Source organism: Streptomyces sp. NPDC006309, from assembly GCF_040613095.1.
Lineage (GTDB): Bacteria > Actinomycetota > Actinomycetes > Streptomycetales > Streptomycetaceae > Streptomyces.
On record NZ_JBEXRO010000001.1, the window covers coordinates 241071 to 260105 of the forward strand.

Annotated in this window: 16 protein-coding genes and 1 tRNA gene; 6 read left to right on the plus strand and 11 right to left on the minus strand. The window is 73.1% G+C overall.

Annotated features, from left to right (window positions below; translation table 11 throughout):
* Positions 1-222 precede the first annotated feature (222 nt).
* The gene (gene rpsT, locus ABZ117_RS01100; RefSeq protein WP_031158784.1) at positions 223-489 is read left to right on the plus strand and encodes a 30S ribosomal protein S20; all 267 of its coding nucleotides are present in this window, start codon (positions 223-225) and stop codon (positions 487-489) included.
* A gap of 344 nt (positions 490-833) precedes the next feature.
* The gene (locus ABZ117_RS01105) at positions 834-1574 is read left to right on the plus strand and encodes a class I SAM-dependent methyltransferase (protein WP_356816261.1); all 741 of its coding nucleotides are present in this window, start codon (positions 834-836) and stop codon (positions 1572-1574) included.
* Positions 1575-1796: 222 nt separating this feature from the next.
* On the opposite strand, the gene holA is transcribed toward ABZ117_RS01105, so the two are convergent.
* Both holA and ABZ117_RS01115 read right to left on the minus strand, forming a co-directional pair.
* Entirely contained in the window at positions 1797-2786 is a 990-nt protein-coding gene (holA, locus tag ABZ117_RS01110) for a DNA polymerase III subunit delta (RefSeq protein WP_356816262.1), read from the minus strand.
* A 72-nt stretch (positions 2787-2858) separates the two neighbouring features.
* Entirely contained in the window at positions 2859-3767 is a 909-nt protein-coding gene (locus ABZ117_RS01115) for an NAD(P)-binding domain-containing protein (protein ID WP_356816624.1), read from the minus strand.
* A gap of 83 nt (positions 3768-3850) precedes the next feature.
* Here ABZ117_RS01115 and ABZ117_RS01120 point away from each other — a divergent pair, with 83 nt between their 5' ends.
* Positions 3851-4222, plus strand: a complete 372-nt coding sequence (locus ABZ117_RS01120; RefSeq protein ID WP_356816263.1) for a helix-turn-helix domain-containing protein — start codon at positions 3851-3853, stop codon at positions 4220-4222.
* Positions 4223-4383: 161 nt separating this feature from the next.
* Here the strand turns inward: ABZ117_RS01120 and ABZ117_RS01125 are convergent, their stop codons facing one another.
* The 7 genes from ABZ117_RS01125 to leuS all read right to left on the minus strand — a co-directional run bounded on the left by ABZ117_RS01125 (position 4384) and on the right by leuS (position 13953).
* A complete protein-coding gene (locus ABZ117_RS01125; protein ID WP_356816264.1) occupies positions 4384-4629 on the minus strand; it encodes a hypothetical protein in 246 nt (81 codons plus the stop codon).
* Between the two features lie 64 nt (positions 4630-4693).
* Positions 4694-7240: a ComEC/Rec2 family competence protein gene (locus ABZ117_RS01130; protein ID WP_356816265.1), complete on the minus strand. Its 2547-nt coding sequence runs from the start codon at positions 7238-7240 to the stop codon at positions 4694-4696.
* Between the two features lie 548 nt (positions 7241-7788).
* Positions 7789-8577, minus strand: a complete 789-nt coding sequence (locus tag ABZ117_RS01135) for a ComEA family DNA-binding protein (RefSeq protein ID WP_356816266.1) — start codon at positions 8575-8577, stop codon at positions 7789-7791.
* 52 nt (positions 8578-8629) lie between these two features.
* Entirely contained in the window at positions 8630-8914 is a 285-nt protein-coding gene (locus ABZ117_RS01140; protein ID WP_356816267.1) for a hypothetical protein, read from the minus strand.
* Between the two features lie 338 nt (positions 8915-9252).
* Positions 9253-10098 carry a DegV family protein gene (locus tag ABZ117_RS01145; RefSeq protein ID WP_356816268.1) on the minus strand — a complete coding sequence of 282 codons (846 nt, stop codon included), beginning with the start codon at positions 10096-10098 and terminating at the stop codon, positions 9253-9255.
* A gap of 72 nt (positions 10099-10170) precedes the next feature.
* A complete protein-coding gene (locus ABZ117_RS01150; RefSeq protein ID WP_356816269.1) occupies positions 10171-10932 on the minus strand; it encodes a hypothetical protein in 762 nt (253 codons plus the stop codon).
* Positions 10933-11070: 138 nt separating this feature from the next.
* Positions 11071-13953 carry a leucine--tRNA ligase gene (gene leuS / locus ABZ117_RS01155; protein ID WP_356816270.1) on the minus strand — a complete coding sequence of 961 codons (2883 nt, stop codon included), beginning with the start codon at positions 13951-13953 and terminating at the stop codon, positions 11071-11073.
* 400 nt (positions 13954-14353) lie between these two features.
* Between leuS and ABZ117_RS01160 the strand changes: the two genes are divergently transcribed.
* Together ABZ117_RS01160 and ABZ117_RS01165 are read left to right on the plus strand one after the other, a co-directional pair.
* Complete coding sequence (locus ABZ117_RS01160; RefSeq protein ID WP_356816271.1) at positions 14354-15652, plus strand: cytochrome b/b6 domain-containing protein; 1299 nt, start codon at positions 14354-14356, stop codon at positions 15650-15652.
* Positions 15653-17263, plus strand: a complete 1611-nt coding sequence (locus tag ABZ117_RS01165) for an NADH-ubiquinone oxidoreductase-F iron-sulfur binding region domain-containing protein (RefSeq protein WP_356816272.1) — start codon at positions 15653-15655, stop codon at positions 17261-17263.
* A gap of 124 nt (positions 17264-17387) precedes the next feature.
* On the opposite strand, the gene ABZ117_RS01170 is transcribed toward ABZ117_RS01165, so the two are convergent.
* Positions 17388-17460: transfer RNA gene (locus ABZ117_RS01170), tRNA-Ala, on the minus strand.
* A gap of 175 nt (positions 17461-17635) precedes the next feature.
* Between ABZ117_RS01170 and ABZ117_RS01175 the strand changes: the two genes are divergently transcribed.
* Complete coding sequence (locus tag ABZ117_RS01175) at positions 17636-18811, plus strand: glycosyltransferase 87 family protein (protein ID WP_356816625.1); 1176 nt, start codon at positions 17636-17638, stop codon at positions 18809-18811.
* Here ABZ117_RS01175 and ABZ117_RS01180 read toward each other — a convergent pair.
* A complete protein-coding gene (locus ABZ117_RS01180; RefSeq protein WP_030653820.1) occupies positions 18801-19034 on the minus strand; it encodes a hypothetical protein in 234 nt (77 codons plus the stop codon). The two genes, ABZ117_RS01175 and ABZ117_RS01180, sit on opposite strands and share 11 nt — an antisense overlap.
* Position 19035 lies beyond the last annotated feature (1 nt).

Sequence of the window (19035 nt, forward strand, 5' to 3'; positions counted from 1 at the left end):
GGGTCCTGTCTCTTGAGGCGCCTTATGCCTCGGGTCGGATCGATACGTAGTCTCCATGGTCCCACGGGGAGGGACCGGGGGCCGTTTTGGGCCGCCCGGAGGGCCACTGGTACTGTAGATGGCTGTGCCTCATGCCCTCTCAGCGCGAGGCGCGACAGACAAGTTTGGATCACCGGAGCGGGACCCTCGCGGCCCCGCTCCTGAACCTGAAAAGGCTCCTTCGTGGCGAACATCAAGTCCCAGATCAAGCGGATCAAGACCAACGAGAAGGCCCGGCTGCGCAACAAGGCCGTCAAGTCCTCCCTGAAGACCGCGATCCGCAAGGCTCGCGAGGCCGCTGCCGCGGGTGACGTCGAGAAGGCCACCGAGCTTCAGCGCGCTGCCGCGCGTGCGCTCGACAAGGCCGTCTCGAAGGGCGTCATCCACAAGAACCAGGCCGCCAACAAGAAGTCGGCGCTCGCTTCCAAGGTCACGACCCTCAAGGGCTGAACCTCCTCTTTGATCTGACCGCCGGAAGGACCCAGAGCGGGCCCTCTCTCTCCGCTCCCGTCCGGCATCCCGAGCCTGTACGCGGCCTGCGTTCGCCACGCGGGTACGGGCTCACACAGCTTGGCACCGAGGCCCCGGCCCCGCCCTTCCCCAGGGCGGACGCCGGGGCCTTCGGCATGGGCATTTCCTGCCGGAACCGGTGGTTCCAGGCGGAGGTCGGAGCCGGGGGTTCCAGCCGGGGGTCCGAGCCGGAGGTCGGAGCCGGAGGTCGGAGCCGGAGGTCGGAGCCGGTGGGAGGTAAATGCGTGGACGGCGCCCCTCCACGACCGGCAGAGTGACCACCCGTGACCAGCAGCGAGCTGTGGACCCGTACGACCGCCGACCGTTACGACGCCGAGGAGACCGAGATGTCCTCGGCCTCGGTTCTCGGACCGACTCTCGCCTTCCTCACCGAGCTCGCCGAAGGCGGCCGGGCACTGGAGTTCGCCATCGGAACCGGCCGGGTGGGCGTCCCGCTCCGGGAACGCGGCGTGCCGGTGGCGGGCATCGAGCTGTCCGAGCACATGGCCGCGGTCCTGCGGCGCAAGATCGACGAGGACACGCTCCCGGTGGCCATCGGGGACATGGCCACGACCGTCGTCCCCGGCGAGTTCACCCTGGTCTACCTCGTCTACAACACCATCACGAACCTGCTCACGCAGGACGAGCAGGTCGAGTGCTTCCGCAACGCCGCACGCCATCTGCGGCCCGGCGGCCGTTTCGTCATCGAACTGGGCCTGCCGCCGCTGCGGCTCCTGCCGCCCGGCCAGGTCGCGGTGCCGTTCGATGTCTCCGAGCGGCATCTCGGCTTCGACACCTTCGACCTGGTCGAGCAGATTCTCGTCTCGCACCACTTCACCCGTGACCGCGACGACGGCCGCTACCGCCGCGACACCTCACGGCACCGGTACGCCTGGCCGGCCGAGCTCGACCTGATGGCACGGATCGCCGGGCTCGAACTGGAGCGTCGCGTCGCGGACTGGCACGGGACGCCGTTCACCCAGGACTCCGCGAAGCACATCTCCGTGTGGCGCAAGCCGGCCTGAGATCGGCCACCGGGCCGTCAGCACAAGCCCGTTCGCTCCGCGATCCGGCGTACGGTGCCGGGCCCGGAGCCATGCCCGGTGCGCCCGGCCGGCAAGGCGTTGCCGCCGGGTGGAGGCGGCGTCGAGCGGGATACAGCGGCGTCAGTGATCAGGTGATCAGGTGATTTCGAACCTGACCGCCGGTTCGTGGCCCGGTTCCCGGCCGGCCCGGTCCGCGTCTTCTCAGCCCCGGCCCCTGGAGCGGGCCGCCCGGGCGATCGTCACGACCGCCTTCTCCAAGGCGTACCCCGGGTCGTCGCCGCCGCCCTTCACACCCGCGTCGGCCTCGGCGACCGCGCGCATCGCCAGCGCGACACCGTCGGGCGTCCATCCCCGCATCTGCTGCCGGACCCGGTCGATCTTCCACGGCGGCATCCCCAGCTCACGCGCCAGATCGGCCGGCCGTCCACCGCGCGCGGAGGAGAGCTTCCCGATCGCCCGCACGCCCTGCGCCAGCGCACTGGTGATCAGCACGGGCGCCACCCCCGTCGCCAGTGACCACCTGAGCGCCTCCAGCGCCTCCGCCGTGCGCCCCTCCACGGCCCGGTCGGCGACCGTGAAGCTGGAGGCCTCGGCCCGCCCGGTGTAGTACCGCCCGACGGCCGTCTCGTCGATCGTGCCCTCCACGTCGGCCACCAGCTGCGACACCGCCGAGGCCAACTCCCTCAGGTCGCTCCCGATGGCGTCGCAGAGGGCCTGGCATGCCTCTGGAGTGGCCGACCGCCCGGTCGAGCGGAACTCCCCCCGCACGAACGCCAGTCGGTCCGCCGGCTTGGTCATCTTCGGGCAGGCCACCTCACGCGCACCCGCCTTGCGCGCGGCGTCCAGCAGCCCCTTCCCCTTGGCGCCGCCGGCGTGCAGCAGCACGAGGGTGATCTCCTCGGCGGGCGAACCGAGGTACGCCTTCACGTCCTTGACCGTGTCGGCGGACAGGTCCTGCGCATCGCGTACGACCACGACCTTGCGCTCGGCGAAGAGCGACGGGCTGGTCAGCTCGGCGAGGGTGCCGGGCTGTAGCTGGTCCGAGGTCAGATCACGCACGTCCGTGTCGACGTCGGCGGCCCTGGCGGCGGCCACCACCTCCCGCACGGCACGGTCGAGCAGGAGATCCTCCTGGCCCACGGCAAGGGTCACCGGGGCGAGAGGGGTGTCATTCGCAGATTTCCTTGCCATCGCCCCAAGCATCCCACGCGCCACTGACACCGAACCGGCCCGAAGCCCGACCGAACCCGGCCCCCCGGTCGGTCAGCGCGGCTCTCGGATGCCGTCGATGATGCGGGTCCAGTTGTCACCGCCGTGTCCGTCCGTGATCGCGCGCCGATAGTGGGCCTGAACGGCCTGGGGGAGCGCAAGGTCGAGGCCCAGTGACGTGCTGGTCTCGACGATGTGGTCGGACGTCGCACCCATCATGGTGACCGTACTGAGGTCACCGGGATGCTCCCCGGCATCCAGCGCGGCGCCGGGGTTCTCTTCACCAGCTCTCAGGATGGCGCCGATCGAGTCGGCGGAGGAGAGCAGCTCCGGCAGCGCTTCCCTGGCCGGCATTCCCGCGGTGCCCAGCATCGCGGTGGCATGCATCAGTCCGGACAGGGTGCTCAGGAACACCGCGAGTTGGGCTTGGTACATCATCTGGGCGAGACCCGGGTCCCTGCCCAGGTGCTTCGGTGTGCCGAGCAGTGCCAACGTCGCCAGGTGGCCCTCCATCGCCTGGTCGTCGCCGCTGTAGTAGACATACGCTGCCTCCGTGCCGACCATCGGCGCGGGGACCATGACTCCTCCGGTGAGGAAGCCGGCGTCGTGGCCGGCCGCCCAGTTCGCCGCCTCGCGCGTGCGGTCGGGGGTGTCAGAACTCAGGTTGACCAGCGTCCGGCCGGCGAGCGATGCGGTGGCACTGCCGAGGACGTCGTACATCGCCCGGTAATCCGTGAGGCTGAGGATCACGAGGTCACTCGCTTCGACCGCCTCGCCGGGTGTCGCCGCGAGCGTCGCTCCGTCGCCGACGACGCCGTCGGCCCGGCCGGCGGTGCGGTTCCAGACGGTGACCGGGAGGCCGGCGGCGAGGAAGGTACGGGTCATCGCCTGGCCCATCGGGCCGAGCCCGATCACGGTGGCAGCGCTGTTGTGCCTGGTGGTGCCGTGCTGTTGTGCGTTCATCCCCCCATGCTCGGCGAGCGTCACTATTCTCGGAAGAACCCACTATTTTCTGCGGTACTTACCTTTTCGTAAGGGGTTCAGTGATGGCCAAGGCGCCGAGACACGGGCCGTACATCTGCGGCATCGACGCTGCGCTCGACGTGGTGAGCGGCAAGTGGAAGGGACTGATCCTCTGGGAACTCGACGCCCGTCGAGTACGCCGCTTCGCTGAGCTGCGCCGCGGTCTGCCGGGAGTGAGCGAGAAGATGCTGACGCAGCACCTGCGTGAGATGGAGGCGGACGGTCTCGTGCACCGGGAGGTCTACGCCGAGGTACCGCCGCGCGTGGAGTACTCCCTGACCGAGCACGGGCGCACACTCAATCAAGCGCTCGGACCGCTCGGCGCCTGGGGAAGCGAACGGATGCGTCGCGAAGGCCTAGACGGGGTCGACACAGTGGAGACCTCACACAGCTGAGCATCCCCGCCACCACCCCGTGCGCGCGGCCCGGTGAGGGCGGACCAGCGGGCCACCGCGCTGATGAAGGGCTCAAGCGGCCCGATCGAACCGGAGTCGCCCACCGAGTCCGGCGTGCTCCCTGCGGCACGACTCCCCGCGGACGGAGGCCGCCGCCCGGGTCACGGCTCCTCGCGCCAGCCCTCCCACTCTCCCGCGAAAGCGTCCAGCTCGGCGGGGTCGAGCCGCTCGTTCTCGTCCCGCAGGACCAGCAGCCACTGGGCGTCCTCGGCGTCGTCCTCGCCGGCCAGCGCGTCCCGGACGAGCCGCGGCTCCTCGTCGATCCCGAACCGCTCCCCGAGAACCTGGGCCGCCTCCTCGGCGGCGTCACGGTCGGGCAGCACCAGCACGTGTCTCACATCGCTCACGGACCCATTCTCCGGCACCGGGCCGCACCCCGAAGCGCCAGGTCAGAACCCCGCCCAGCCCCTCTCAGCGTTCTCTCGTCACCCGCACCTCCCCGTCCGTCCCCCCGGTGCCGCAGACCGCGAGCCCGCCGTCCCGGTCCGTGCGCAGCACCACCGCGCCGCCGGCCCGCAGCGCTGCCACGGTCGTCGGCGCCGGGTGGCCGTACGGGTTGTCGGCGCCGGTGGAGACGAGGGCCACCCGGGGTGCCACGAGCCGTATCAGCTCGGGGTCCTGGTGGGCCGAGCCGTGATGGGCCACCTTCAGCACGTCCACCCCGGCCAGCCCTGCCGCCGCCGGGGACCGCAACAGCGCCTGTTGGGAAGGGGGTTCGAGGTCTCCGAGCAACAGCAGCCGCAGCCCGCCGGTGCGCACGAGCAGGGCCACACTGGCGTCGTTCGGCCCCTCCGGTTGCGGAAGGGCCTCCGGCCGGGCCGGGGACGCGCGCACGCCGGTGGGAGACGGTGTGCTCTCCGGCGGCCACAGGACCCGCCAGGCGAGCGGCCCGGCGCGCCGCTCCTCTCCCGCGACGGCCGTGGTGACCGGGATGTGCCGTTCGGCTGCCTCCCTCCTGACGAACTCGGCCTGCGCGGCCGGTTCCGCGAACCCGGTGGTCTCGATCGCGGCCACCGAGCGGCCCCGCAGGACGCCGGGCAGTCCCGCGACGTGGTCGGCGTGGAAGTGGGTCAGCACCAGCAGGGGGATCCGGGTGATGCCCAGCCGTGTCAGGCACCGGTCGACCAGCACCGGATCGGGCCCGGCGTCCACGACCACCCCGGCGCCGTCGCCCGCCGCCAGCACGGTCGCGTCACCCTGTCCGACGTCGCACATCGCGAACCGCCAGCCAGGCGGCGGCCACCCCGTGATCACCCGGGTCAGCGGTGCCGGCCGCGTCACCAGCAGCACGAGCAGCACCCCGAGCAGCCCGCACCACCACGGGTGCCGCATCAGTCCGCGCCCGGCCAGGACGACCGCCACGGTGACCGCGGCGAGCAGCAGCGCCCCCGGCCAGCTCCCCGGCCAGTCCACACCCGCGCCGGGCAACGCGGCCCCGGTCCGGGCCACCCCCGCGATCCAGCCGGCCGGCCAACTCGCGCACCACGCCAGCGCCCTGGCCACCGGCATCGCCACCGGTGCCGTCGCGAGCGCCGCGAACCCCAGCACCGTGGCCGGTGCCACCGCCAGCTCGGCCAGCAGGTTGCACGGCACCGCCACCAGGCTCACCCTGGCCGACAGCACCACCACGACCGGCGCGCACACCGCCTGCGCGGCGGCTGCCGCCGCCAGGGCCTCGGCGAGCCGCGGCGGCACCCGGCGCCGCCGCAGCGCCGCGCTCCAGCCCGGCGCCAGCACGAGCAGCGCGCCGGTGGCCAGCACCGACAGCAGGAAGCCGTAGCTGCGGGCCAGCCACGGGTCGTAGAGCACCAGCAGCAGGACGGCCGTGGCCAGGGCCGGTACGAGTGATCCCCGGCGCCCGGTGGCCAGGGCGAGCAGGGCGACCGCGCCACAGGCGGCGGCCCGCAGGACGCTGGGGTCGGGCCGGCACACGATCACGAAGCCCAGCGTCAGCGCTCCCGCGAGCAGGGCCGTCGCCCGCAGCGAGAGCCCCAGTCGCGGGGCCAGTCCGCGGCGCTCGGCCCGTCGGGCCAGGCCGGGTGGCCCGATGAGCAGCGCGAGCAGGATGGTGAGGTTGCTGCCCGAGACGGCGAGTGTGTGGGCCAGGTCCGTCCTGTCGAAGGCGTCCTCCAGCTCGGGCGTGATCCGTGAGGTGTCCCCGACGACCAGCCCGGGCAGCAGCGCCCGCGCGTCCGCGGGCAGGCCGTCGGCCGCCTTCCGCAGGCCGGCCCTGAGCCACGCCGCCAGTCGTTGCGGGCCGCTCGGCCCCGCCACGACGCGCGGCTCCGGCCGGCCCCGCACCCGCAGCACGGCCGCAGTACGGTCCCCGCCCGTCAGCGCGGGCGCCAGCCGCCCGCTCACCCGCAGCCGCGTGGACGGCGTCAGCCCGAGCCAGGCCGCGCGCCCGACGGCCCCTCCGCGCCCGACGGCTCCTTCGTACCCGGCGGCTCCTTCGTACCCGGCGGCTCCTTCATACCCGGCGGCCCTTTCGCGTCCGGCAGGCCCTTCGCGTCCGGCAGGCCCTTCGCGTCCAGCGGGCCCTCGGCGTCCGGTGGGCCCTTGGCGTCCAGTGGGCCCTTCGCTTCCTTCGGCCTGCGGTGCTGGACCGCGGCCGTCCCCGGCGCGTCCCACGGGTGCCGGGACGTCCCTGTCGATGATCAGCAGCACGGGGGTGTGTGTCCGCACCCGCGTACCGTCGGCCTCCTCGACGCCGCGCACCTCTGCCCGGGCCAGCACCGCCACGGGTGCCGCCTGGTCGCCGCGCACCCGTGGCCTGCTCAGCCAGGGATCGCCGGTGATCTCGACCTCGGCGGTCACTGTCGCGGACCGCCGGGCCAGCTCGGGGACCGGGCCGCGCCGGACGTCCGCCCCGTGCAGCCCCGCGGAGACGGCCGCCGCTGCGGCGCAGAGCAGCACCGCGGCGACGGGAGCACGGGCCCAGCCGAACCGGCCACGCACCCACGCCGCCTCCCCCTCACGCACAGCCCGCCGGACAACCACCCCCCGTCCGCCGGGTGCCGACACCCGCCCACCCGGCACAGACACCACCCGCGCGACCGGGACAGGCACCTGTCCGCCCCGCACAGGCACCGTGGTCGCCGTTGTTGCCGGCAGTGCACCGCCCGTCGCCGACTGTTCCGCCAGTGCCGGGCCGCCCGTCGCCGCTTGCCCCACCCCTACCGGGCCGGTGGTCCCCGGTGGGGGGTCTGCCCTGCCGTCCCGCGCGGTCCGGGCCGGCCGCCGCACCGACAGCAGGGCGATTCCGCCGGCCAGACAGACGGCCACGATCGCAACGGTCCAGGCCGGGGGCGTGTCCAGGGTCAGGGCCGCCGTGGCCCAGGCCGCGAGCGCGGGCGGTACCAGCCGCAGGTCCAGGGGGTCCGTCCCGCCCGTGTCCGCGCTCGCGGACCTCCCAGCCTTCACGGGCTCCCCCGACTCCCCCGGCTCCCTCAACTCCCCGGCTTCCTCCGGGCCTGCACGCAGGCCCGCCTCGTCCGGTGTGCCGCTCATGGCCGTACCAGGTCGCGCAGATCGGTGAAGCGACGGTCACCGATGCCGTTGACCTGACGCAGCTCGTCCACCGAGCGGAAACCGCCGTGCTGGGAGCGGTAGCCGATGATGTGCTGGGCCAGCACCGGGCCGACGCCGGGCAGGGCGTCCAACTGGTCCGCGGTGGCGGTGCTGAGGGAGACCGGCGGTGTCGGGCCGGTGCCCGCCGGTCCGGAGAGCGGGCCTGTGAGCGTTCCGGCGGCCGGACCGGGCGGGGCGGCGGCCCCGGTCCCGGGCCCCGGGGTGCCGACGACGACCTGTTCGCCGTCGACGAGGAAGCGGGCGCGGTTGAGTCCTTCCGTGCTCACACCCGGCCGGACTCCGCCCGCCGCCCGCAGCGCGTCGGCCACCCGGGCACCGGCCGGCAACCGCCGGATCCCCGGCTTGCGGACCTTGCCGCTGACATCCACGACGATCTCCGCGCCCGGTGTCGCCGACGGGCCGCCGCCCGCCCCGGCCCCGGACTCCGGGTTCTTCTGAGGGAACGGCGGCTGCGCGCGCACCACCTGGGGTGCGCTCACGGGCTGGGGGCGGGCCGCCCAGAAGTGCTGCACGGCGAAGACGGCGGCGGCCACGAGCAGCACGGCGAGCGCCAGGACCCCCCGCCGCTCCACCGCGTACCGCGCCTGGAGCCATACCGGCATCCGTTCCCGCAGTGCCAGCCCGGCCCGCTCCCACCGGCCCGGAACCGCGTCCCCCGGGTCCCCCGGGTCCGCCGAGTCCGCCGGGTCCGCCGGGTCCCTCAAGTTCCTTGGGCCCCGCAGGCCACCCGGGTTCTCCGCCTCCGACGACCCGACCTCACCGGCCCGTTGGTGATTCGAGGCGATGCCGGGCACCGGAGACGGCCCATCGGCCGGAGCGGGTGCCGTGGCCGGTCCGGGCAGCGCCTTCGCGGACCGGGTCGTGGCGGACCGGATCGGCGCGGACCGGGTCGTCGCCCGGGAAGGGCCGCGTGCCGGCCCCGTCGCTGTCCCTGTCGCCGATGCCGTCGCCGATGCCGTCGCCGTCGCCGTCGCCGACGCCGTCGCCGTCCGAGTGGACCCGGCGGGGTCCGGTGGTGGTGCGTTTCCCGACTCCCCCCACGGCGTGCCGCGTTCGCCGAAGAGGAGTTCCGCGCGACGGCGCAGTTCCTCCGCCGGTGCCGGCGGGCGGTGGCGGGTGCCGCCGTGGCCGTGGCCGGCCGGGCGGCGATGGCGGACGCGGCCGTCGGAGGCCGGAGAGCGGCCGGGGCCGCTGGTGGGCGTCGCCGTGCGTGGACGTGATCGAAGTGCCATGCGACGAGGATGGGGCAATCCGCCATCCCGCGATGATCTTGGTCAATTCCGGTGGACGACGGCCTCGTTGTGGAGAACTCTGTCACCCGCACGAGTGGGACGGCACCCGGCAACCACGTTCGGGCGGCGGATACGACGGCCCCGGTGTCAGCGGGGGGAGACGACCGCGCCGAGGAGCCCGGGCCCGGTGTGCGCGCCGATCACCGCTCCGACCTCGCTTACATGCAGGTCGGCCAGCCCGGGGACACGTACTCGCAGCCGGTCGGCGAGCGCGGCGGCACGGTCGGGGGCGGCGAGGTGGTGGACGGCGATGTCGACCTCGGCGCCGGCCGCCCGCTCGGCGGCGAGTTCCTCCAGGCGCGCGATCGCCCTGGACGCCGTGCGCACCTTCTCCAGCAACTCGATACGGCCGCCGTCCAGCTGGAGCAGGGGCTTCACCGCGAGCGCGGAACCGAAGAGGGCCTGCGCGGCCCCCATACGGCCGCCTCGGCGCAGATAGTCGAGAGTGTCGACGTAGAAGTAGGCGGACGTGCCCGCGGCCCGTTTCTCGGCGGCCGCGACGGCTTCGTCCACCGTGCCGCCGGCCGCCGCGGTCTCGGCCGCGGTGAGCGCGCAGAAGCCGAGCGCCATGGCGATCATGCCGGTGTCCACCACCCGCACGGGCACCGGCGCCTCGCGTGCGGCGAGGACGGCCGCGTCGTAGGTGCCGGACAGCTCGGCGGACAGGTGCAGGGAGACGATGCCTTCGGCGCCGGACGCGGCGATCCGGCGGTAGGTCTCCGCGAACACCTGGGGGCTGGGGCGGGAGGTGGTGACGGAGCGCCGCTTCTGGAGCGCCTGCGCCAGGGAGCGGGTGGAGATCTCGGTGCCTTCTTCGAGGGCCCGGTCGCCGAGGACCACGGTCAGCGGGACCGCGGTGATGCCGTGACGCTCCATCGCCCGGGGCGGCAGGTAGGCCGTTGAATCGGTGACGATCGCGACATGGCGGGACATGAGCTGGAGGTTACCTGCCGGGGCGCTCGTGCGGCAGCCCGGCCCGTGCGGCGCGGGCGGGGAGCGGTCCGCTCATGTGGTCTTCTCCGGGCGGGACTTCTTCTGCCAGGGGAAGGAGGTGCGCCCGGCCGGCGGGGCGATCGCCTCGGGGGCCGGTCCCCCGGCGAGGCCGGAGTCCGGTGCGGGGCGGGCTCCCGGTGTGCGGGGCCAGGTCTGCTCCGTGGCCGCGTCGTGGGACGTCGAGGGGGCGGGCGCCTCGGGCCACTGCGGGGGTGCCTCGGCGGGCGCGGTCCGCGTCCAGTGGCGCAGGGCGCCCGCTTCCATGTCGATCTGGGCGCTGAGGCTGCCCAGGTCGTCGTCGGCGAAGCGGCGGGCCCGGTCGCGGACGGCCCAGCGCAGGGAGTCCGCGGACCGGGTGATGCGCTCGGTGCGCTCGCGCAGCCCGGGCAGGCGCTCGGCGAGCGTGGCCCGGTCCGGTTCGGACTCCAGGCGCTTGAGGTCGGCGTCCAGTTCGTGTCCGTGCGCACTGAGCCGCTGGAAGAGGCCGAGGGACTCCTTCAGCGACTCGTCCTCCGCGACGCCCGCGTGCAGCGCGTCCTGCGTGGCGCGCATGGAGGCGCGCAGCGCGAGCCGCAGCTGGGCGATCTGACCGGCCGGACCGATCTGTGCGAAGGACTTGGCACGCAGGGTGTGGTCCTCCACCGTGCGCCGGGCCTGCGCGATCGTCCGGTCGACCCCGCGCCTGGCGGCGCCGACCGCCTTGACCGTGGCGTACGTGCCCAGGCCGACGAAGAGCAGGAAGAGCAGGGCGAACACGGCGATCACTGCTTCCATGACGCTCCTCCTCGGTTCGGGACGGCGGCCGCCGCGCTCTCCACGGTAAACGCTGCGGGCAGGCCCGGGGTTCCGCGAGAACCCCGAACCTGCCCGTAGGGGACTACCCCGACGCTCGCCGCGCCCGGCACCCGGTGATCACGCCGGGACGATGTTCACCAGCTTCGGGGCCCGCACGATCACCTTGCGGATGCCCGCGCCGCCCAGCGCCGCCACGACCTTCTCGTCCGACAGGGCCGCCTTCTCCAGTTCCTCCTCGGAGATGGCGGGCGGCACCTCCAGACGCGCCTTGACCTTGCCCTTGATCTGCACGACACAGGTCACGGTGTCGTCCACCACGTACCGCGGGTCGGCGACCGGGAAGTCCCGGTGGACGACCGATCCCGTGTGGCCCAGCCTGCGCCACAGCTCCTCCGCGATGTGCGGGGCCAGCGGCGCGACCATCAGCACCAGCGGCTCGGCCACGGACCGCGGCACCGCGGTGCCGGCCTTGGTCAGGTGGTTGTTCAGCTCGGTGACCTTGGCGATGGCGGTGTTGAAGCGCAGGCCCTCCAGGTCCTGGCGGACGCCGTCGACGGCCTTGTGCAGGGCGCGCAGGGTCTCCTCGTCGGGCTCGGCGTCGGTGACCGTGACCTCGCCGGTGTTCTCGTCGACGATGTTGCGCCACAGCCGCTGGAGCAGCCGGAACTGGCCGACCACCGCGCGCGTGTCCCACGGGCGGGAGACGTCCAGCGGGCCCATGGCCATCTCGTACAGGCGCAGGGTGTCGGCGCCGTACTCCGCGCAGATCTCGTCCGGCGTCACCGCGTTCTTCAGGGACTTGCCCATCTTGCCCAGCAGGCGGCTGACCTGCTCGCCCTCGTGGTAGTAGGCGCCGTCGCGCTCCTCCACCTCGGCGGCCGGCACGGCGATGCCGCGGCTGTCGCGGTAGACGTAGGCCTGGATCATGCCCTGGTTGTACAGCTTGTGGAACGGCTCGGCGGAGGAGACGTGCCCCAGGTCGTACAGGACCTTGGACCAGAAGCGCGCGTACAGCAGGTGCAGCACGGCGTGCTCGGCGCCGCCGACGTACAGGTCGACACCGCCGTGCGGCCGGTCCGCGCGCGGGCCCATCCAGTACTGCTCGACCTCGGGGTCGACCAGCTGCCGGTCGTTGTGCGGGTCCAGGTACCGGAACTCGTACCAGCAGGAACCGGCCCAGTTGGGCATGGTGTTGGTCTCGCGGCGGTACTTCCGGGGGCCGTCGCCCAGGTCCAGGGTGACGTTGACCCAGTCCTCGTTGCGCGACAGAGGCGTCTCGGGCCGGGTGTCGGCGTCGTCCGGGTCGAAGGTGCGCGGGCTGTAGTCCTCGACCTCGGGCAGCTCCAGCGGCAGCATCGACTCGGGCAGCGCGTGGGCGATGCCGTCCTCGTCGTAGACGATCGGGAAGGGCTCGCCCCAGTAGCGCTGGCGGCTGAACAGCCAGTCGCGCAGGCGGAAGTTGACGGTGCCCTCGCCGATGCCCTTCTCCTGCAGCCACTCGGTGATGCGGGCCTTGGCCTCGGCGACGCCCAGGCCGTCCAGGGACACGTCGTCGTTGGCGGAGTTGACGATCTTCGCGTCGTACGAGGCGAAGGCGTTCTCCCACACCGAGGTGTCCGTGCCCCGGCCGTCGGTCGGCTCGACCACGCAGACGACCGGCAGCTCGAAGGCGCGCGCGAACTCGAAGTCTCGGCTGTCGTGTGCCGGGACGGCCATGATCGCGCCGGTGCCGTAGCCCATCAGGACGTAGTCGGCGATGAAGACGGGGACCTGCTCGCCGTTGACCGGGTTGGTGGCGTAGGCGCCGATGAAGACGCCGGTCTTGTCCTTGGCCTCGGCCTGCCGCTCGACGTCGGACTTGGCGGCCGCCTGCGCGCGGTAGGCGGCGACGGCCTCGGCCGGGGTCGCGTGGCCGCCGGTCCAGGCCTCGCGGGTGCCCTCCGGCCAGGTCTCGCCGGTGAACTTCTCGACCAGCGGGTGTTCGGGGGCCAGCACCATGTAGGTCGCGCCGAACAGGGTGTCCGGGCGGGTGGTGAAGACCGTGATGTGCTCGCCGTCGATCGGGAAGCCGACGCGGGCGCCCTCGCTGCGGCCGATCCAGTTGCGCTGCTGGAGCTTGATGGCCTCGGGCCAGTCCAGCTCCTCCAGGTCCTCCAGCAGCCGGTCGGCGTAGGCGGTGATGCGCATGTTCCACTGGCGCAGCTTGGACTTGAAGACCGGGAAGTTGCCGCGCTCGGAGCGGCCGTCGGCGGTGACCTCCTCGTTGGCCAGCACGGTGCCCAGGCCGGGGCACCAGTTCACGGGCGCGTCGGAGGCGTAGGCCAGGCGGTACTCGCCCAGGATCTCGGCGCGCTCGGCGGCGGTCAGCTCGCTCCACGCGCGCGTGGTGCCCGGAACCGGCCGCTCACCGGACTCGAAGCGGGCGATCAGCTCGGAGATCGGACGGGCCCTGCCCGCCTCCTCGTCGTACCAGGAGTTGAAGATCTGGAGGAAGATCCACTGGGTCCACTTGTAGTACTCCGGGTCGATCGTGGCGAACGACCGGCGCTTGTCGTGGCCCAGGCCGAGCCGGCGCAGCTGGGCCTTCATGTTCTCGATGTTGGCCTCGGTGGACACGCGCGGGTGCGTGCCGGTCTGCACGGCGTACTGCTCGGCGGGCAGGCCGAAGGCGTCGAAGCCCAGGGTGTGCAGGACGTTGTGGCCGGTCATGCGCTGGAACCGGGCGTAGACGTCGGTGGCGATGTAGCCCAGCGGGTGGCCGACGTGGAGGCCGGCGCCGGACGGGTAGGGGAACATGTCCATGACGAACTTCTTGGGCCTGGCGACCAGCTCGGGGTCGCCCGCCAGGTCGCCCGTGGGGTTCGGCGCCGCGTATGTGCCGTCGGCGTCCCAGAAGTCCTGCCAGCGTGCCTCGATCTCGGCCGCCATGACGGCCGTGTAGCGGTGCGGCGCCGCTTCCGCCGGCACGGCGGCGGTGGCAGCGGGGTTCGTCTCGCTCATGATCTCAAAGCTCCATCGATCGTCTCTGCCCGCGGAAATGAAAAAGCCCCTCGCACAGGAGGGGACGCCGCGCCGATGTCGACCTCACGGCTCACCGCCGGGTCGGTACTGATCAGCGCGGCCCGCTAAGCAGAAGGCGTACGGCACGCATGGCGTTAGGGTACCGCAGCCCTTGAGCAAGCGGCGACGCGCTTCCGTATGCCTGAGGGACATGTCACGCAGCCCGCCGGAACTGAATGAAGGTCAACGATGACCAGGCGTACCGTCCCCCAGGGACACCGCTCCAGTCGCATGGTCCGTTGATCACAACGCGATGACTGAAACCCCGTACTGATCGGTATGGCGCCACCTAGAGTGCGGCAGCGGGACCGCTTTCCCGAAACTGCTCGGAGTTGCCCCCATGAACCCTCGTCGTAGTACCAGCTCGCTCCCGAAACCGGGCCGCTCGGCCTATGGGGTGGCGTCCGCTGTCGTCCTGCTGCTGATACCCGTGGCCGTGCTGGTCGGAGGCAGCCAGTTCCGCGAGTTCCTGAACTTCGGCGCGGGCGTGCTGTCCCTCGTCTCGCTGAGCTGCTCGGTGATCTGGGGCCTGTTCGCGCAGGACCGGATCTTCCTGAACACGCGGCAGCGCATCGTCGGCCAGGCGGTGCACCGCACCACCGCGGTCGCCTCGATCGCGTTCCTGCTGCTGCACATCACCACGAAGATCGTGCTGGACCACACCCGGCTGATCGCCGCGGTCATCCCGTTCTCGCTGGGCGTCACCGGGATCGGCGGCCTGATCGGACTGGGCTCCCTGGCCGGCCTGCTGATGATCTTCGTGGGCATCACCGGCGCGCTGCGCAGCAACTTCGCCGCCCCGGCTCCGGTCGCCGCCCGCTGGCGGGCCATGCACATGCTGGCCTACCCGGCCTGGTGCGCGGCGCTGGTCCACGGGCTCTACGCGGGTCGCGCGGCCAAGCCGGTCTTCGTGATCCTCTACAGCCTGTCCCTGCTCGGTGTGATGGGCGCCCTCGCGCTGCGCGCCGCCCCGCGGCCCGTCAAGCGCAAGGTCGCCGACCGGCTGGTGGCGCTGTTCGGCAGCTCCGAGCGGCCCGGACTGGACGAGCTGGACGCCAGCCGCTCCCGGGCATCCGAGCCGCTGCCCGGTTACGGCAGCCGGCGGGAGGCGAAGCCGCCGCCCACCGGACCGGCGGCTTCCACCGCGCCGCTGTACCAGTCCCCCGCGGCCCCCGCACCGGATCCCGCCGCGGGCTTCGCGGCGGCCTACCGCGCGGTGTCGACGCCGGGCATCCCGGGCGGGGCGTTCCCGGGCAGCCCGTTCGTGCCCGGCGAGACGGCCCGCATGGACCTGCCGCTGGACCTCCGGCCCACGGAGGCCGTCCCGCGCGTGGACGGCCCCTCCAGCACCTCGGGCAGCTGGCCGGTCCCGTCCCCGCCGCCGGTCGGCGAGGCCCCGCCGTCCGCGTACGACCCGCTCCAGGACACCGGATACACCATTCCGGTCTACGGCAATCCGGGCGCCGGCGGATACGGCGGAAGTGACGTGTACGACACCGGTGAGACAAACGGCCCCTACGGCACGTACAACCCGAGTGACACGTACAACAGCGGTCCCGCCACCGAAACGCTGCCCGGCGCGTCCTACGACACGCCGGGTTCGGGCGAACCTTGGAACACGCCTTCCGGAGGCTTTTAAGTGAACGAGGCCCTGCCCGACGTCCCCGAGGTCCGCGTGGTCGGGCTTCCCCAGCTCACGTCGGGCTTCGACCTTGTGGAGCGGCTCGACCTCCCCATGCACCTGAAGGTGCACGGGCCGCTCGACCCGCTGGGCGGCGAGCAGCTCGCCCAGCTCTCCGAACGCATCAACCTCCGGGGCCGCGGCGGCGCCGGCTTCCCCTTCCACAAGAAGCTGCGCTCGGTCGCCGAGGCGGCGATCAAGCGCGGGGTGCGGCCGGTCGTCGTGGTCAACGGCAGCGAGGACGAGCCCGCCTGCCGCAAGGACACGGTGCTGATCAACCGCGCCCCGCACCTGATCCTGGACGGCGCGCTGCTGTGCGCGGAGGCGCTCGGCGCGCGCACCCTGGTCATCGGGGTCACCCGGGAGTCCACCCAGCGCTCCATGGAGGCGGCGCTCGCCGAGCGGGGCCTGAGCAACAGCCGTAGATCGGCGCTGCGCGCGTGGGTGCAGCGCAATCCGGTGCGCATGGTCACCGGCGCCGCCGCCTCGCTGATCCGCTCGGTCGACGGCGGCCCGGCGATCCCGCCCGGCCGCAAGATCAGCGCCTCGCAGAGCGGGGTCGGCGGGGCGCCCACGCTGCTGTCGAACGCGGAGACGTTCGCGCAGCTGGCCATCGCCGCCCGCATCGGCCCGGAGCGGTACGGCAACACCGGCCTGTACGACGAGCCGGGCACCGTGATGCTCACCGTGTCCGGCGCGGTGGCCCGCCCGATGGTGATCGAGGTCCCGACCGGCGTGCCGCTGCGCTACGTGCTCCAGCTGGCGGGCGCCCCGCCGGTGCCGCAGGGCGTGCTGACCGGCGGCTACCACGGCAAGTGGATCGACGCGGCGACGGTCGACGAGGCGATCGTCTCCCGCAACTCGCTGGACGCGGTGGGCGGTTCGCTCGGCGCGGGCGCGATCCTGCCGATCAGCCAGGACACCTGCCCGCTGGGCGAGTCGCTGCGGGTGGCGCAGTGGCTGGCCGAGGAGAGCGCCGGCCAGTGCGGCCCCTGCTACCTCGGACTGCCCGCCGCCGCGCGCGGGCTGGAGGACATCCTCAACGGCGGCGGACCGGCCGCCCTGGAGGCGCTCAAGCAGGTCGCGAAGAACGTCAAGCGGCGCGGGGCGTGCTCCCACCCGGACGGCTCGGCGATGTTCCTGGAGTCGACCATCAAGGCGTTCACCGACGACCTGGCCGCGCATGTCCTCGGGAACGGCTGCGGGCGGCCGGTGGCGGGCGTTCTGCCGCTCTTCGAGGGGGGCAGGGGCCCCACGGGCATCCCGGGCGGCGCGGAGCCGGAGGAGGCCGGCGGCAGCCGCCAGAAGATCCACGTCGACTGGACGCTGTGCCGGGGCCACGGGCTGTGCGCGGACATCCTTCCGGAGGTGTTCGAACTGGGCGCCGACGGCTTCCCGACCGTCGCCCAGGCGCAGGTGCCCCGGTACGCGGAGGCGAAGGCGCTGCGCGCGGTGCGCCGCTGCCCGGCGCTGGCGCTGCGCCTGGAGGAGGACACGCGCGGGCAGGCGCCGGCGCGCAACCTGCCGGTTCTCTCCCAGGGCCGCGGCCGGCGCGCACTGGGCCGCTGAGACACGGCGGCGGGTCACCCGGTCCGGGTGACCCGCCGCCGTTCATGCGTTCCCGTGGTGTGCGGCACAGGGCGCAACACGCCGAAGGCGGACCATCCGTGGGATGGTCCGCCTTCGACTTCTGTGGAGCTAAGGAGAATTGAACTCCTGACCTCCTGCATGCCATGCAGGCGCTCTACCAACTGAGCTATAGCCCCTTGCCGCCACGCGGTGGAACCGCGCGTTCTGCGTTCCGCCCGGTTTCCCCGGCGGCGACGCCAACATTACACGGTCCCTGGGGTGCGGTACCAAATCGGTTCCCGCTGTGCCCCGGTCGGCGCGGTATTGTCCGCCTTCGTGCCCGTGATCGCGTTCTCCGCAGCCCACCGCCGGATGCCGGTCGCCGCGGGGGTGTGCCTGCTGTCGTTCACGGCGTTCTGGGCCGCGCAGCGGACCGCGCGCGTGTCGATGATCGACCTGATGGTCTACCGGGCCGAGGGCGCCGCCGTGCGCGCCGGCGGCGACCTGTACGCGCTGCGGGCGACGGCCGCGCACCTGCCGGCCACCTACCCGCCGTTCGCGGCCCTGCTGTTCACGCCGCTGCCCCTGCTCGACACGGCCGTCCTGCGCGCGCTGGCGACGGCCGGCAACCTCGCCCTGCTGCTGGCGTTCGTACGGCTGTCGCTGAAACTCGTCGGCCACGCGCGCGTGGAGACCGTCTGGTGGGTCGCGGCGCCGGCCGTGTGGTGCGAGCCGGTGTGGACGACCCTGCGCTACGGCCAGGTCAACCTGCTGCTGGCGGTCCTGGTGCTGTGGGACCTGACCCGCCGCCCCGCCGGCGGGTACGACCGCTGGAGCGGACTGGGTCTGGGGCTGGCCGCCGCGGTGAAGCTGACGCCCGCGCTGTTCCCCGTGTTCCTGCTCGCCACGGGGGTCACGGCCCGCCTGCGGGGCGGCGACGGGGGGCCGTGGCTGCGGCACGCGCGCGGGGCGGCCGTGACGTTCGCCGGGGCGACCCTGCTCGCGGCGGCCGTCCTGCCGTACGACTCCTGGCGGTTCTGGACGGACGCGGTGTTCCTGGCGGGCCGGGCCGGTCACGCCGAGGACACCGCCAACCAGGCCCTGCGCGGCGTTCTGGCCCGCTTCCTGCACACACCCGACCCGGGAGCGCTCTGGGCGGTCTGCGCGGCCCTGACGGCCGCCGTGGGGCTCACGCTGGCCGCGGGGGCGGAGTTGCGGGGCCGGCGGGCCCTCGCGGTGTGCGGCTGCGCGGTCACCGCCCTGCTGATCAGCCCGGTGTCCTGGACCCACCACTGGGTGTGGTGCGTGCCCGTGGTGCTGTTCCTGTGGACGCGCGGGCACCGGGCGGCGGCGCTGGGCACGCTGCTGGTCTTCTGCTCGTACGCCCCCTGGTGGGTGCACCACGGCACCGGCCGCCCGGAACTGCGTCTGAAAGGGGCCGAATTGGCGCTCTCGGCCCTCTACGGAGGGGCTGGTGTGCTCTTCCTCGCACTGACCCGGACATCGTCGCCGAGGGCCGGGTCCGGTGCGGTCCGCGTCACGCCGTGACGAACTGGTAGAACCTCTTGAGCGTGCAGTGCTCCTCCAGGAGCCGGCCGTAGATCGGCTCGCCCTCCAGTTCCCGGTACGTCTCGATCGGGTCGCCTTTTATGATCAGCGCCCGCGCGCACTCCTCGCACCAGTACTGGTAGTCGGGATTGATCGGCTCCATGTCCCGGACGATCGGCGTCCCGCTCCCGCACCAGTCGCACTTCCGCCTGTGTGCCCCCATC